Annotated in this window: 16 protein-coding genes; 11 read left to right on the forward strand and 5 right to left on the reverse strand. The window is 68.5% G+C overall.

Annotated elements, in window-relative coordinates; genetic code table 11:
- Positions 1-250: 250 nt before the first annotated feature.
- A complete protein-coding gene (locus ACZ4VA_RS05145) occupies positions 251-835 on the reverse strand; it encodes a TetR/AcrR family transcriptional regulator (protein WP_356170794.1) in 585 nt (194 codons plus the stop codon).
- Between the two features lie 174 nt (positions 836-1,009).
- Between ACZ4VA_RS05145 and ACZ4VA_RS05150 the strand changes: the two genes are divergently transcribed.
- The 5 genes from ACZ4VA_RS05150 to ACZ4VA_RS05170 all read left to right on the forward strand — a co-directional run bounded on the left by ACZ4VA_RS05150 (position 1,010) and on the right by ACZ4VA_RS05170 (position 5,693).
- Positions 1,010-1,639, forward strand: coding sequence for a cysteine hydrolase family protein (locus tag ACZ4VA_RS05150; protein WP_356170791.1), 630 nt, complete (start codon positions 1,010-1,012; stop codon positions 1,637-1,639).
- A complete protein-coding gene (locus tag ACZ4VA_RS05155; protein ID WP_468079855.1) occupies positions 1,636-3,213 on the forward strand; it encodes an aldehyde dehydrogenase (NADP(+)) in 1,578 nt (525 codons plus the stop codon). Before ACZ4VA_RS05150 ends, ACZ4VA_RS05155 begins: the two co-directional genes overlap by 4 nt.
- A 73-nt stretch (positions 3,214-3,286) precedes the next feature.
- Positions 3,287-3,769 (forward strand): lipocalin-like domain-containing protein, encoded by a 483-nt coding sequence (locus ACZ4VA_RS05160; RefSeq protein ID WP_356170833.1) that lies wholly within the window; start codon positions 3,287-3,289, stop codon positions 3,767-3,769.
- 460 nt (positions 3,770-4,229) lie between these two features.
- On the forward strand, positions 4,230-4,790 hold the full coding sequence (locus ACZ4VA_RS05165) for an NADPH-dependent FMN reductase (protein ID WP_355786252.1): 561 nt from the start codon (positions 4,230-4,232) through the stop codon (positions 4,788-4,790).
- 534 nt (positions 4,791-5,324) lie between these two features.
- Positions 5,325-5,693, forward strand: coding sequence for a DoxX family protein (locus tag ACZ4VA_RS05170; protein ID WP_468079857.1), 369 nt, complete (start codon positions 5,325-5,327; stop codon positions 5,691-5,693).
- A 153-nt stretch (positions 5,694-5,846) separates the two neighbouring features.
- On the opposite strand, the gene ACZ4VA_RS05175 is transcribed toward ACZ4VA_RS05170, so the two are convergent.
- The 4 genes from ACZ4VA_RS05175 to ACZ4VA_RS05190 form a co-directional block, all read right to left on the reverse strand.
- Positions 5,847-6,500 (reverse strand): DsbA family oxidoreductase, encoded by a 654-nt coding sequence (locus ACZ4VA_RS05175; RefSeq protein ID WP_468079859.1) that lies wholly within the window; start codon positions 6,498-6,500, stop codon positions 5,847-5,849.
- Positions 6,501-6,916: 416 nt separating this feature from the next.
- Positions 6,917-7,624 (reverse strand): NADPH-dependent F420 reductase, encoded by a 708-nt coding sequence (locus ACZ4VA_RS05180; protein WP_356170779.1) that lies wholly within the window; start codon positions 7,622-7,624, stop codon positions 6,917-6,919.
- Between the two features lie 18 nt (positions 7,625-7,642).
- Positions 7,643-8,674, reverse strand: a complete 1,032-nt coding sequence (locus ACZ4VA_RS05185) for an LLM class flavin-dependent oxidoreductase (protein WP_356170776.1) — start codon at positions 8,672-8,674, stop codon at positions 7,643-7,645.
- The gene (locus tag ACZ4VA_RS05190; protein WP_356170773.1) at positions 8,667-9,716 is read right to left on the reverse strand and encodes an LLM class flavin-dependent oxidoreductase; all 1,050 of its coding nucleotides are present in this window, start codon (positions 9,714-9,716) and stop codon (positions 8,667-8,669) included. The genes ACZ4VA_RS05185 and ACZ4VA_RS05190 overlap by 8 nt, the downstream gene beginning before the upstream one ends.
- Before the next feature lie 474 nt (positions 9,717-10,190).
- Here ACZ4VA_RS05190 and ACZ4VA_RS05195 point away from each other — a divergent pair, with 474 nt between their 5' ends.
- From ACZ4VA_RS05195 to ACZ4VA_RS05220, 6 genes are all read left to right on the forward strand, one after another.
- Positions 10,191-11,531, forward strand: coding sequence for an MFS transporter (locus tag ACZ4VA_RS05195; protein WP_468079862.1), 1,341 nt, complete (start codon positions 10,191-10,193; stop codon positions 11,529-11,531).
- 51 nt (positions 11,532-11,582) lie between these two features.
- Positions 11,583-12,176 (forward strand): TetR/AcrR family transcriptional regulator, encoded by a 594-nt coding sequence (locus ACZ4VA_RS05200; RefSeq protein WP_468079864.1) that lies wholly within the window; start codon positions 11,583-11,585, stop codon positions 12,174-12,176.
- Positions 12,177-12,391: 215 nt separating this feature from the next.
- Positions 12,392-13,195 (forward strand): enoyl-CoA hydratase/isomerase family protein, encoded by an 804-nt coding sequence (locus ACZ4VA_RS05205; protein ID WP_356170764.1) that lies wholly within the window; start codon positions 12,392-12,394, stop codon positions 13,193-13,195.
- A gap of 203 nt (positions 13,196-13,398) precedes the next feature.
- Positions 13,399-13,638: a cupin domain-containing protein gene (locus ACZ4VA_RS05210; RefSeq protein ID WP_356170761.1), complete on the forward strand. Its 240-nt coding sequence runs from the start codon at positions 13,399-13,401 to the stop codon at positions 13,636-13,638.
- Positions 13,628-13,876 (forward strand): hypothetical protein, encoded by a 249-nt coding sequence (locus ACZ4VA_RS05215; RefSeq protein WP_356170758.1) that lies wholly within the window; start codon positions 13,628-13,630, stop codon positions 13,874-13,876. Before ACZ4VA_RS05210 ends, ACZ4VA_RS05215 begins: the two co-directional genes overlap by 11 nt.
- A gap of 273 nt (positions 13,877-14,149) precedes the next feature.
- A complete protein-coding gene (locus ACZ4VA_RS05220; RefSeq protein WP_389389774.1) occupies positions 14,150-14,461 on the forward strand; it encodes a WhiB family transcriptional regulator in 312 nt (103 codons plus the stop codon).
- The last annotated feature ends 52 nt before the right edge of the window (positions 14,462-14,513 follow it).

Genomic DNA, 14,513 nt, shown 5'->3' on the forward strand with positions numbered 1-14,513 from the left:
TGCGGCACCCTTCGGCGAACTCTCGCAGCCGCTTGCGCCGGGCGGCTGCCCGCCCGAGGCGTGGCCACAGCCAGGTGAAGGCCCTCGCCCGGCCGCCGACCAGCACGGGTGTGGGCAGGCTGACCAGCCCCAACGGAACCGGCCGATTCACCCTGCCGGACGCGGCGACTCAGGAGCCCTCGGCGGCGCACCTCTCCCCCGGACGCGCCCTGCGCCGGTTCGGCCTCCTCGAGCGGCGCCGGGGTGGGCGTCAGGCCGAGGCGGGGCGGGAGTCGTCGCGGGTCAGCTGGTCGGTCACCGTCTTCAGCAGTTCGTCGGAGAAGTGCTTGTCGGCCACGGCCCGCGACATGAGGACGGCTCCGACCAGCGCACTGAGTGTGAGCATGGCCTCGGCGTGCGCGTCCTCGCTGTCGTCGTCCAGACCCGCGATGAGGTCCAGGTACGTGCGGACCTGCTTCTCGTATGCCTCTTTGAGGTGCTGGCCGCCGCGTCCGGCAGCGGCGCCGAGTGTGACCAGGGCGCATCCGGTGGCCGGTCCGTCCCGGTGCTGCTTGGCGAGGTAGGCGTCGATGAGGCCGGCTCGCGGGTCCTCGTCGTTCTTGTGCGCGGACCGCTCCATCTTCGCCGTCCCCTCCGCGAGGGCGAAGGCGGCGGCCTGGGCGATCAGGTCGTCCCGGGAGTCGAAGTGCTTGTAGAAACCGCCGTGAGTCAGCCCGGCCTCGCGCATGAGCTCCGCGACGCCCGGGCGGTTGACCCCGTCGGTCCGGATCCTGCGCGACGCGATCCTCAGGACGCGTTCGCGGGTCGCCGCCTTGTCCGCCTGCGAGTGGCCCATGACAACCCTGCCTTCCGTGCGACGGAGCCGTGCGGCCGACACACGACTGGATGACGGCCATCATACACACTGGCCCACTACAACGGGATCGCCGCATCTCACGCTTGACTTTCAGGATGACGCCAATAATCCTCAGATCAAGATGATGTCTATCATCCAGATCGGAGCGGAACCATGATCCAGCCCTACGACCCGCGCCGCACAGCCGTGCTGCTGGTCGATCCGTACAACGACTTCCTCTCCGAGGGCGGCAAGATCTGGCCGCGCTTGAAGACGATGGCGAAGGAACTGGACCTGCTCGACCACCTGCGGTCCGTGGTGGCCACCGCCCGCGAGGCCGGGGCGCCCGTCGTCTTCGTCCCCCATCGCCGCTGGGAAGAGGGTGACTACCAGACCTGGAGCCACCCCAATCCCACCCAGCTCGGCATCATGGAGCGGCACAGCTTCGCGCGCGGCACCTGGGGCGGAGAGTTCCACCCGGACTTCCAGCCGCAGCTCGGCGACGTCGTCGTCGCCGAGCACTGGGCGCAGAGCGGTTTCGCCAACACGGACCTCGACTTCCGGCTCAAGCAGCACGGCATCACCCACGTGGTGCTGGTCGGCCTGCTGGCGAACACCTGCATCGAGTCCACCGGCCGCTTCGCCATGGAGCTCGGGTACCACGTCACGCTCGTACGGGACGCCACCGCCGCCTTCATGCCCGAAATGATGCACGCCGCCCACGAGTTGAACGGGCCCACCTACGCCCACGCCATCACCACCACCGCCGAGCTCGTCGACGCATTCAAGGGAGCACACTCATGACCCTCACCGGAGAACTGTTCATAGGCGCAGAGCGTGTGCCCGCCGCCACCGGGTCGATGAAGGCGTTCAGCCCGGCCACCGGAGAACTCATCGAGCCGGAGTTCGCCTTCGGCGGCCCCGCCGAGGTCGACCGAGCCCTGCGGCTGGCGGACGACGCCTACGACAGCTACAGCCACACCGGGCTCGCCGAGCGGGCCGCGTTCCTGGACCTCATCGCGGACAAGCTCGAAGCGGTCAAGGACGAACTCGCCACCCGGACGTCGCTCGAAACGGGCCTGCCCGCCGCGCAGTTCGAGGGCGAGGTCGTCCGTACCGCCGCGGTGTTCCGCAAGTTCGCGACCGTCGTCCGCCAGGGCCGCTTCCTCCAGACGGCCATCGACCCCGCACAGCCGGACCGCCTGCCCACGCCTCGCATGGACCACCGCCTGCAGAAGGTCGCTCTCGGCCCCGTGGCGATCTTCGGCGCCAGCAACTTCCCGATCTCCTACTCGGTCGCGGGCGGGGACACCGCCTCGGCTCTGGCCGCCGGCTGCCCGGTCGTCGTAAAGGCGCACAACGCACACCCGGGAGCCTCCGAGATCCAGGGCCGCGTCATCCAGGAAGCCGTCGCCGAAGCAGGACTCCACCCGGGCGTCTTCTCCCTCGTCCGCGGCCCCGGCAACGAGATCGGCGAAGCCCTCGTGGACCACCCCCTGGTCCGGGCGGTCACCTTCACCGGCTCCGAGGCCGGCGGCATGGCCCTCTACCGCCGCGCCCAGCGCCGCCCCGACCCCATCCCGGTCTTCACCGAGATGACCAGCGTCAACCCGACCTTCGTCCTGCCCGGAGCGCTCGCCGCCCGCGGCGCCGAGATCGGCACCGCACTGGTGCAGCGCGGCATGTACAACGTCGGGCAGGCCTGCCTCAAGCCCGCCATCCTCCTCGCCGTGGACGGCCCCGGCTACGCCGAACTGCGTGACGCGGCCGCCGCCGAGGTGAAGAAGTGGGACGCCCGGCCCATGCTCACTCCCGGCATCCACGACACGTACGCCCGCAGCGTCCAGCGCCACCAGGACCACGGCGCCACCACCCTCGGCCACGGAGCCGCCCCGGCCGGCGACACGGACGGCCAGGCCCTGCTGCTGGAGGTCACCGGCGAACAACTCCTCGCCGAACCCACCCTGCGCGAGGAGGTCTTCGGCCCCACGCTCCTGCTGGTCAAGCTGACCAGCGAGAAGGAACTGCTGGAGGCGGCGCGCGCCTTCCGCGGACAGCTGTCGGCCACTCTGCACGCCGACGCGGCCGACCGCACCACCACCGAGCAGCTCCTGCCGATCCTGGAGCGGCGCACGGGACGCATCGTGTTCAACGCCTTCTCGATCCCGCAGGAGATCTCCTACGCCTCCACCCACGGCGGCCCGTTCCCGGCCACCTCCGACAGCCGCTTCACCTCGGTCGGTATGGGTGCGATCGAACGCTTCGTGCGTCCGGTGACGTACCAGAACTTCCCCGACGAACTGCTGCCCGAGCCGCTGCGCGAGACCAACCCGCTCGACCTCTGGCGGCTGGTCGACGGAGAACTCACCCGGCGCTGAGCCCTCGCCGCGGCCCCCTCCGCCCGCCGGACGGGGCCGCTCGTCCCCCACAGAAGGGAGCACTCCCGTGCCCATGAACAACCAGGCCGCGAACGGCAACGACGGGCCCGACGCACGCGACGAGGTCCGCATGCGGCTCCTCGGCGCGTGGCAGCTCGTCTCATACACGGCAAAGAGCGCCGACGGAGAGGTCTTCCTCCCCTTCGGTCCCGACCCGTACGGACTGATCGTCTACACGCCCGAGGGATACATGTCGGCCCAGCTCGGGCGCGGAGACCGGCTCCCTCTGAACACACCGCGTCTCGAGGAGGCGGGGCCCGACGACCTGGCCCGGACGGCGGCCGGCTACGTCGCCTATGGCGGTACTTTCGAGGTCGTCGACCCCCACACCGTGGAGCACCACGTCACCACCAGCCTCTTCCCGAACTGGATCGGGCTGACCCAGGTACGAAAGGTGGAGTTCGCCGGTTCGCTCCTCCGCCTCGGCGTGACGACCCCCACCCGGCTCTGGGGCGCGGACCGTACGGCCGAACTCACCTGGAACAGACTCGTATGACCCCGAGTAGCACTCCCGCCCGGGCGGCCGCCACGTCCACGCACCGTAGCTGCACAGGTTCCTCAGCCGACAGCACGCGCCGGCGCAACCTGCTGGGCTACGGCGCGACCAGCGGCCAGATCGCCGACCAGGCACGCGTCTTCGCCGCGCAGCCCGCCATCAGGGCGCGCCTCGACGCCGTCTACATCTCCGCCGTGTTCACCGGAGGCGCCGTGGGCTCCGCAGTCCCGGGGGTACGGGTCGGACGAACGCCGGAGGACGAGCCCCGGAAGCCTGGCGACGGCGGGAGCCGCCGTCCGTCCGGACTCCCCCGCGTCACGAACTTCGGGCCGGCCTCGCCCCCCACTCCCCGGGGTCCACCCATCGGCACTTATTTGACTGAACAACTTATGGTGTTAGATTGCTTGTAGCAGCAATTAAGTAGGGCGGCTCGCGGGTCACCCACACGAAAGGCTTCGGTATGACCAAGATCGGTATCATCCTCGGCAGCACGCGCCCCGGGCGTAACGGTGAGGGCGTGGCCCGCTGGGTGCTGGACGTCGCCTCGAAGCGCTCGGACGCCGAGTTCGAGCTGGTCGACCTGCTCGACTACAAGCTTCCCCACCTCGACGAGGCGCTGCCGCCCTCGATGGGCCAGTACTCGCAGCCGCACACCCAGGAGTGGGCGAGCAAGATCGCCTCCTTCGACGGCTTCATCATGGTGACGCCCGAGTACAACCACTCGACGTCCGGCGTGCTGAAGAACGCGATCGACTACCTCTTCGCCGAGTGGAACAACAAGGCGGTCGGTTTCGTCAGCTACGGCGCCATGGGCGGTGCCCGCGCGGTGGAGCACCTGCGCCTCGTCGCCGGCGAACTCCAGATGGCCGACGTGCGCGCCCAGGTCGGCCTCTCGCTCTTCCACGACTTCGAGAACTTCAGCGTTCTCAAGCCCGGCGACCACCAGGTGGAAGCGCTCAACGCCACCCTCGACCAGGTCCTGGCCTGGAGCCGCGCGCTCGCCCCGCTCCGCGCCGCCTGACCAGCCGCCCGACCAACCGAGCCGGACGAACCCGCGGCACCACGGACAACCCTCGCCCGCGGGCCGGCTACATCGGACACGGCACCGGCGGTGACATCCCGGCACAACCGGTCTCCGCTCGCCCTCAACGTCCCACGAGGACCACGAGAAACCGTCTGCTGCGGACAGTCGCACGGAGTCGGTGAGCAGGAAGAGGGGGGTCCACACGCCCTGGGCGAGTGGACCCCCTGCGTCACGCGGTCGGGTGGACGACGGTCCGGACCTCATGGCCGCCGTGGCCGGCTCCCGTATACGTCGGGGCGCGGCACACCCCAAGCCGGGCGGACCTTCCTGTGCACAGCCGTTTCCGACCTGTCAGTGGCCCGCAGCCCTGCGTGGCCCCGCGACGCCTGTCAGCGTCCGGACGACTCAGACGCCCGTTCCTCACCGCGAACGGACCGCACTGTCATGTGCTGGACGGCTCACGCCCGCTCAGCCACAAGTCCCGGCGCGACATGGCCACTTCTCCCCTTCAGTCTCCGAACAAGGACCCTCGTGTACATCGCCGCTGTCATCCTCAGTGTTCTCCTCGCCCTCTTCTCGCTCGCCGCAGGCGCCCCGAAGGCCCAACTGAAGGGCGATGTGCCGGAGGGCCTCGTCGCCAAGGGACTCAGCTCCGGCCTCGTCCGCTTCATCGGCCTCGCCGAAGTGGCCGCGGCTGTGGGGCTGGTGGTCGGCATCTGGTGGCAGCCCCTCGGCATAGCCGCCGCCCTCGGCATGGTCGTCCTGCTCATCGGCGCGGTCACCTACCACGTGAAGTGGGGCGACTACGCGGACAGCAAGACCCGCAACGCCGCCATGGCCCCGGTGATGTTCTGCCTGATCTCAGTAGCCGCCGCCTGCACCCTGGCCGCTTCCATCTAAGGCAACTCATCGTTCCTGGACTCGATCAGAAGCAGGACAGCGGCGGCCGGACCACAGCCGACGGTCGTACCCAGTACGAACGCCGACGTGGTCCGGCCGCCGCTCACTTCACACATCCGGCGAGATCCAAGTCGCCCCGCTTCCGTACTTCGCTCAGCTGAAGTCGGGGCCGCCGGTGCGCGTGCGCTTGAGCTCGTAGAAGTTCGGCATGGAGGCCACGGTGAGCACTCCGTCCCACAGCCGCGCGGCGTCCTCGCCCTTGGGGGTGGGATTGACGACGGGGCCGAAGAATGCGGTGGGTTCGCTGCCCGCCTCCGAGCCGGGGACCGCGATGATCGGGCTGCCGACGTCCTCGCCGACCAAGGTGATGCCCCTGCGATGGGATGCGCGCAGTTCCTCGTCGTATCGGTCCGTGTCGCCGGCGTCGGCCAGGTCCACGGGCAGCCCGGCCTCCCTCAAGGCGTCTTCCAAGGTCGCCCGGTCCTTGGGCCGCTGCTGCAAGTGATAGCGGGTTCCGAGGGCGGTGTAGAGGGGTTCGAGCACCTGTTCCCCATGGGTGAGGCGTGCGGCCGTCAGAACCCGCACCGGCGCCCACGCTTCGCCCATCAACGTGCGGATGCGCTCGGGCAGCTCGTCCAGGCGGTGCTCGTTCAGGACGGACAGACTCATGACGTGCCAGGACACCTCGACGGGTCGAGCCTTGGTCACTTCGAGCATCCAGCGGGACGTCAGCCACGTCCAGGGACACACCGGGTCGAACCAGAAGTCGACCGTGGTCACAGACTCGGGCGATGGGGATGCGTTCACGGGAACTCCAATGGTCACCACGGTGGTCGTTACATCGGCCGGAGATGTACTGGATCAGGTCGCGCGAAGGGGCGGCACTACGACGGTACGCACGCCCACCGGCAAGCGCGCTGGCGAGACAGGACCTTGACCACTATTGACCGACCGGTCGTCTATAGCGTACGGCGGCCATCAGCCGGGTGTCAAAAGACCACTGCTGCGACGCATCTGGGACGGCGGCGGCGTACTCCGGGCAACGGTGTCCTTCCGCCGAACCTCGCCGCGGCCCCCTTCCGGCTGCGGCATGGCGCGGCGCCTTTGAGGTCGCCGGCGGCAACCGCTATCCGCTGCCCGGAGCGGCTTCCCTACGGGAGTGATGGCGCGCCCCACAACCGACATGGCGCCCTTGACTCGCCTCGCTCGGGACGCGACATGACTCAGTTCACGTCTGCTGCGTGAGCGGAGCGGGCCTCGGCGATCTGGCGTCCGCGTACCGACGTGGGAAACCGGTCGAGCATCGCCCGCAGTTCGCCGGCGGCGACGTTGGCTCCGAAGAGCTCGGTACCCGGCCCCAGCCGCACGCCTTCCGCGAGCGAGCCGGCATCGACCGGGTCGAAGCCGAGGGCGTCGACCAGGACAGCGACCACCGAGAGGTCCGCCGGGTCGTCACCGGCGATGGCGATCGCCTTGCGCCCGACCGCGCCTTGCGGCGACGCCTCGTCCTCCAGGTCGTGGTACCCCATGTGGTTGAACGCCTTGACGACCCGCGATTCCGGCAGGAACGCCTGGACCAGCTCACTGGTGGAGGTGCGCAAGTCGGTGAAGTCGTCACGTACGCCGTCGACCTCCCACCAGTAGTTCATCGCGTCGATGACGAGCTTGCCGCGCAGCGCGTCGACGGGGATGCCGCGGTACTTGCCCAGGGGAAGGGCCAGTATCGCGACGTCCGCCTGTGCCGCCGCCTCGGCCGCGGTCACGGCGACCGCGCCCGGGGCGAGGACCTCGACGGTGAGCGCGATCCTGTCGGGTGCTCCCGAGCCCGCGACGAGTACGCGGTAGCCGGCGGCAACGGCCAGCCGAGCTAGGACAGTTCCCACCTTCCCGGCGCCCAGGATGCCGATCGTGCGCACGTCTTCGACTGCCATTTCGTCTCCTCTCACGGGTCAGCCGGCGAGAATGTCGCGGACCATGGGGATCACCTTCGTGCCGTACAGCTCGACCGAACGGAGGCGAGCGCTGATCGACTGGGAGCCCGCGGTGTAGATGAGGTCGAACCGGCCGACGCCGAGTTCGCTCACGGCCCGGGCGATCTTGCGGGCGACCGTCTCGGGCGACCCGATGTACAGCGATCCGTGTGCGATCTCGGCCTCGTACTCCTCCCGGCGGATCGGCGGCCAGCCGCGCAGGGCGCCGATACGGTCCCGGATCACCCGGTAACCCGGCCAGTGCGCCTCGCGGGCCTCCTCGTCGGTGTCCGCGACGAAACCGGGCGAGTGCATGGCGACCGGATACGCGGTGGTGCCGAACTGGGCCGTGGCGCGCTCGTAGAGATCGATGTAGGGCGCGAAGCGCGTCGGGGAACCGCCGATGACGGCGATCATCAGGGGAAGTCCGTGCCGAGCGGTACGCACCACCGACTGCGGGGAGCCGCCGACACCGACCCAGGTCGTCAGATGACCGGACTCCGTCGTCGGGTAGACCTCCGCGTGGTCGAGCGGCGGCCGCACGGTGCCCTTCCACGTGACGGGCTGCTCCTTGAGCAACTGCACGAAGAGGTCGAGCTTCTCCTCGAAGAGAATGTCGTAGTCGGCGAGGTCGTAGCCGAACAGGGGGAACGACTCCGTGAACGAGCCGCGTCCCAGGATGACTTCGGCCCGCCCGTCGCTCAGCGCGTCGAGAGTCGCGAACCGCTGGAAGACACGGACGGGGTCGTCGGAGCTCAGGACGGTGACGCCGGAGGACAGGCGGATGCGCTTGGTTCGGGTGGCGATACCGGAGAGCACCGTCTCCGGGGTGCTGACCGAGTACTCGGGGCGGTGGTGCTCACCCAGTGCGAGGACGTCGACGCCGATCTCGTCCGCGAGGATGGCCTCGGTGACGGTCTGGCGTATCGAGCGCGCATGGGAGACGAGTGCACCCGAATCGTCTTCGGGTACGTCGCCGAAGGTGTCCAGGCCGAGGACGAGTTCAGACATGTGCGGCTTCCTTGCTCAGTATCTCCCGTACCCGCGGCGCGACTTCGCGGCCCAGCAGTTCGATGCTGCGGGCGCGCGCCTGGCGCGGGAGGTGCATGATGTCGTATTTGAGGTCGAACCGGCTCAGGTGCAGGTCACGAGCGACTCCCGCGATCTTGCGGGCGACCGTTTCCGGGGATCCGACGAAGAGCGCGCCCTGGTCCAGTTCGGCCTCGTAGCGCTTTCGGTCCGGCTTGTAGAAGCCGCGCTCCTCCGCGAGCTCGGTCACGACCGGCTCCCAGTACCGCCACCAGGTCTCTCTCGCCTCTTCATCGGTGTCGGCGACCAGTCCCAGCGAGTGCTGGCCGACCGGCTGCGGGTCATGTCCTGCCTGTTCGAGCGCCCGATGGTAGAGAGCGACGTGGCTGGTGAAGCGCTGGGGCCGGCCACCGATGATGGCCAGCATCATCGGCAGTCCGTATCGGGCGGCGCGGAGGACGGAGTTGGGGCTGCCACCCACGCCGATCCAGGTCGGTATTCCTCCGGCTCGCATCCGCGGACGCAACCGCTGATCGGTGACAGAGGTGCGGGTCTCCCCACTCCACGTCACCCATTCTTCCCTCTGCAGCCGTATGAAAAGGTCCAGCTTCTCTTCGAAGAGCTGCTCGTAGTCGGCTATGTCGTACCCGAACAAGGGGAACGACTCCGTGGCCGAGGCGCGCCCGAGGACGAGTTGTGCGCGGCCGTTCGACACCGCGTCCAGGGTCGAGAACTCGTGGTAGAGCCGCACCGGATCATTGGTGCTCAGCACCGTCACGGACGTTCCCAGGCGTATACGCTCCGTGGCCGTGGCCATGGCGGCGAGCAGAACGGGAGTGGCGCTGTCGACGTGCCCCGGCCGGTAGTGCTCGCCGACACTGAAGACGTCGATCCCCGAAGCCTCCGCGAGCTTCGCCTCCTCCACCAGGAGTCGGACGGTCTCGGCATCGTCGAGCGTCCGACCGCCGTCCGTGGCGACTTCCCCGAAGGAGTCGAGACCGACCTCGAAGGCGCTGGCAGGCATGGCCTTCCTTCCGTTGCTCCGTTGCCACTCCCGGTCCGTGGACGAACCTGGAGAGCAATTTACTTGACCCGTCAAGCATGCCTCCTTATGTTTGACTAGTCAAGGAGATGTCGATGTGTCCCGCTTCACCGCCCAAGCCTCAGCTGACGCCCCCGACCTGCGAGCCAACAAAGGCCTGCACGACGCTCGACACACCCTGTCCGGCCCACCACCCCTCCCTGCAGTGGCAAGCGACGGCCGACTCATCGACACCGCGCCGCGGTGAGCGGACTGCCTGGCGACCGGCACTCAGCACGCGACCCGTACCGCGTGACGCTACGGCCGACACGGCGGGGCGTGGCCGTCCGGGCCGCGCCCGCGTATTCCCGGCTGACGCAGAACCTCCTGCGACATGTCTCACGACTATGAGTGGTCCACCATCAGACAGGTCTGTCTACTATGAGTCGGTCCCCTTGCTGATTCGAGAGTGATCGCATGAGTTCCGCACCTTCCACACCTCAGTCCGATTCGCTGGGCGCGCCCAGAAGCCGACCAGGGGCGCATGCGGCTCCGCGACGCGGGCGCCTCGGCCCCGTCACCTCCATTGCCGTCCTGGCCTCGATCCTGGTGTCCCTGCTGGCGGCGTCGAGCGCGCCGACGCCGCTCTACGCGATCTATCAGGAGCGCTGGGGCTTCTCCCCCGTCACGGTCACAGTGGTCTTCGGCGTCTACGCGGTGGCCGTGCTTCTCTCCCTGCTGGTCTTCGGGAAGATCTCCGACCATGTCGGCCGTCGCCCCGTGCTGGTGGTCGCGCTGCTCGGGCAGGCGCTGGCGATGGTCGTGTTCGTCAAGGCCGGCGGGGTGGACGCCCTTCTGGCCGCCCGCGTCCTCCAGGGAGTCAGCACCGGTGCCGCGGTCGGAGCCCTGGGCGCCGGGATGCTCGACATCGACGCGCGCAGGGGAGGCTTCCTGAACTCCCTCGCACCGACGATCGGCACGGCAGGCGGCGCAATGGTCTCCGGGCTGGTCGTTCAGTACCTGCCCTCCCCCACCCGCCTGGTCTACCTGCTACTGCTGGGCGTCTTCGCCCTACAGGCACTGGCCGTGCTGGTGATGGGCGAGACGGTCTCCCGCAAGCGGGGCGCGCTGGCCAGCATGGCCCCTGAGTTCAAGCTGCCGCGCTCCGCGCGCGCGGCCGTGGCCATCGCCGCACCGGTCATGTTCGCGGTGTGGGCCCTGACCGGGCTGTACGCGGCACTGGGACCGGCCATCGTCCGCACGCTCGTGCACTCCTCTTCCGTGGTGTGGGGCGGACTGCCGCTGTTCGTGCTGGCCTCCTCCGCCGGTCTGGCCGTCGTGGTGTTGCGCGGGACGGCCACCCGCAAGGTCATGCTCATCGGAATCGGCGCACTCGCCGTCGGGGTGCTGATCACCCTGGTGTCAGTGGCTTCCGGTGGCGGCGGCACCCTCTCGGTGACCGGCTTCTTCATCGGCGCGGCGGTCTCGGGCTTCGGATTCGGCGGCGGCTTCCAGGGCGGCATCAGGCTCGTCGTGCCCCTGGTCGAGCCGCACGAGCGCGCCGGTGTGCTGTCCCTGTTGTACGTCATCTGCTACGTGGGCCTGGGCGTCCCGGCCGTGATCGGCGGGCTCCTGGTGGTGCACGGCGGCGGGCTGGTGGCGACCACTCGGGAGTACGGCGGGGCCGTCATCCTGCTGGCCCTTGTGGCACTGACCGCGCTACTGGTCAGCGGCCGTCGCGCCGAGCGGGTCGCCGTGGTGCGACCGGCCGACCTGGCCGTCACGCCCGCACCCTCGGCGGAGATGGCGGAGCGGTGACCTCATACCCAGCGCTACCATAGACAGATCTGTCTGAGCGAGGTGTCGAAAATGGCGACCAGCAGGACCGGGACCCGAACCCCGGCGCGGGAGCGACTGCTCCAGGCGGCCAACGAACTCTTCTACGGTGAGGGCGTGCAGGTCGTCGGCATCGACCGTGTCATCGAGCACGCCGGTGTGGCCAAGGCGTCCCTCTACAACACCTTCGGCAGCAAGGAAGGCCTCGTTTGCGCCTACCTGGACTTCCGTCGGGATCGCAGCCGCGAGCGGATCACCCGGTCCCTGACACGCTTCCGCACCCCGCGTGAGCAGTTGCTCGGCGTCTTCGACGCACAGGGTGAGGCGTTCACCGACCCGGCTTACAACGGCTGCGCGTTCGTACGGGCCACTGCCGAGGTCCCGGCCGACAGCATGGTGCGTCGCGCTGCCGAGGAGTACCGAGCCTGGGTCCGCGGCTTGCTCACCGAACTGGCCACCTCTTCCGGCTTCGCCGAACCGGAAGAACTGGCCCGTCAGTTGCACCTCCTGTACGACGGCGCGGAACAGGCGGCGCGGATGGATCGCGACCCGTCCGCGGCCACGACCGCCCGCAAGGCCGCCGCCGCACTTCTCGATTCGGCGCCGCTCACGAAGTCGGCGGGCTGACGGCTGCCCCCGCTCGACGCTCGTACTGCTGCCTCTCACGTAACCGCCGACAGTCTGCGGTGAGCCCGAAGCGAGATACATCCGGCGGCAAGGCGACTACCGCACCGGACGCGAGCTGCACCCGTACGGATGATTGCCGCGTCAAGGAGCGGTAATCTCACATTCGCCGCAGGCCGGACACGAATCGGCTCGCTAAGCGGCGTAGGCTTCATAGCATGAGCACTCTCTCCCCGTTCCGACTGGTGAAACGAACCTCGGCGTACTGGCGCGTCACCTTCGACAAGCCGCCCATCAACCTGGTCGATTACGAGGTCTTCGCGGCGCTCGGAGACCTTGTCGACCAGATGGAATCGGACGACGAATTGAAAGTAGTCGTATTCGACAGCGCGGACCCCGACTACTTCCTGGCCCATTTCGATCTGATGCCGCCCGAGAAGCCCTACACGGGACCCACCTGGCTGGACATCGCGGCCCGCATGACCCGTTCCCGCGTCATCACCATCGCCTCCATCCGCGGCCGGGCGCGAGGAGTCGGCTCCGAATTCACCCTGGCCTGCGACATGCGCTTCGCCAGCAAGGAGAAGGCAGTATTGGGGCAGCCAGAGGTGGCGGCGGGCATCACCCCCGGAGGCGGAGCGACCGAAAGGCTTCCGCTCCTGGTCGGACGAGGGCGCGCTTTGGAGATCATCGCGGGAGCCGACGACTTCGACGCCGAGACGGCCGAACGGTACGGCTGGATCAATCGGGCCCTCCCCGATGCCGAGCTGGACGCCCACGTAGAGCGCGTCGCCAACAGAATCGCCTCGTTCGACCGGAAGCCGCTGGCCGAGGTCAAGGCGCTCGTCAACCGTTCCACCCTGCCCACCGAGGCCGACTTGACCGCAGGTCAGGACACTTTCCGCGCTTCCCTGACCTGGCCGGAGGCTCACGAGCGCATCCGAAAGCTCTTGCAGCGGGGGATGCAGCAGCGAGGGGAACTCGAGTACGACCTGGGAGAACGTATCGCCGACACCGGGTGATCGTCGCACCGTGCGCCAGGGCGCTCAGCGTCCCCCGGCCGACGTCTGACGGCGTCACCTCGGAACGGGTTCACCGGATCCGCCGGTGAGCCCTCTCGGTATTTCGCTCGGCGTGCCTTCACCTAGGACTCCCAGTGAGCCACAGCGATAAGGACGCAAAGGTATCTCGCACTCGAACACAGGCGTTCGCGCCAACTCACCACATGAGTTTTCTGCTGAATGAGATTGCGCCCGATGATCCGATGTGGAACAAGCGGGGCGCGCTCTATGTGCCGTCCGGCGAAGGCCCGACCGTGTGGGCCGCGGACGACATCTACACGGTCAAGGCGGCGAGCGCTCAGACCAAAGGAAATATAGGCTTCATCGAGGCTACAGTTCCGGCTGGTGGCGGTCCCGTCCCTCACGCGCACACCGACGAGTACGAGACCTTCTATGTTCTTTGACGGTGAACTGGAATTCATGGACACCCACGCCCCCAAGGGCATCCGGCACGGCTTCAAGAACCGCCGCACTTACGCCGCGAGGTTGCTCTTCATCTACACGCCGGCCGGCCTGGAGCAGCTCATGCTCGATCACAGCACACCCGCGCGGGCCGGTGAGACACCGCCACCTGTCGACGACGACATGATCGCCCGAGCGGAACAGGTGATCCAGCGGTCGAAGACCATCATGCTGCCGTGACTCCCCAGCGGCCTGACCATCCACGGTGCGGTCACTGTGCGCCACCGCCTTCCCGAGCCCGACCTGCCCCGACGGGTCGTCGGTCTCCGCGCAAGCCCGGTCAACACACGAGGGCAGACGGCCACGTCGCTCCGATCTCATGCCGATCACCCTCAAAGAGCCGTGCGCACGCGACTTTTGATCAGTTGTCAGATGACGTAGCGTGATGCATGAGCCGGTGGGGGGAGACCATGCGTGCTCGCAGGGAAGCCATGAGAGGGGGCGGCACGCTGTATGACGAACGCCGACTGGATGGGGCAGGGATCGTGCCGGACGGCCGACCCGGATGAGTTGTTCGTCGAGGGCGCCGCGCAGAATCGCGCCAAGGCACTGTGCACGGGCTGTCCGGTGCGCACGGAGTGCTTGGCCCACGCCCTCGACCGGCGCATCGAGTACGGCGTCTGGGGTGGCATGACTGAGCGAGAACGACGCTCCCTGCTACGGCGCCGGCCGGCCGTCCGCTCATGGCAAGAGCTGCTGGAGACAGCTCGGTTCGATCACGCACGTAGCTCGGAGGACCCGGTGACGGAAACCAGGGCGAGCTGAAGGCACCGCCCGACCGCGGATCCGCACCCTGCTGGTCACGCAGCAACGGGCC

Source organism: Streptomyces sp. NPDC028308, assembly GCF_055565855.1.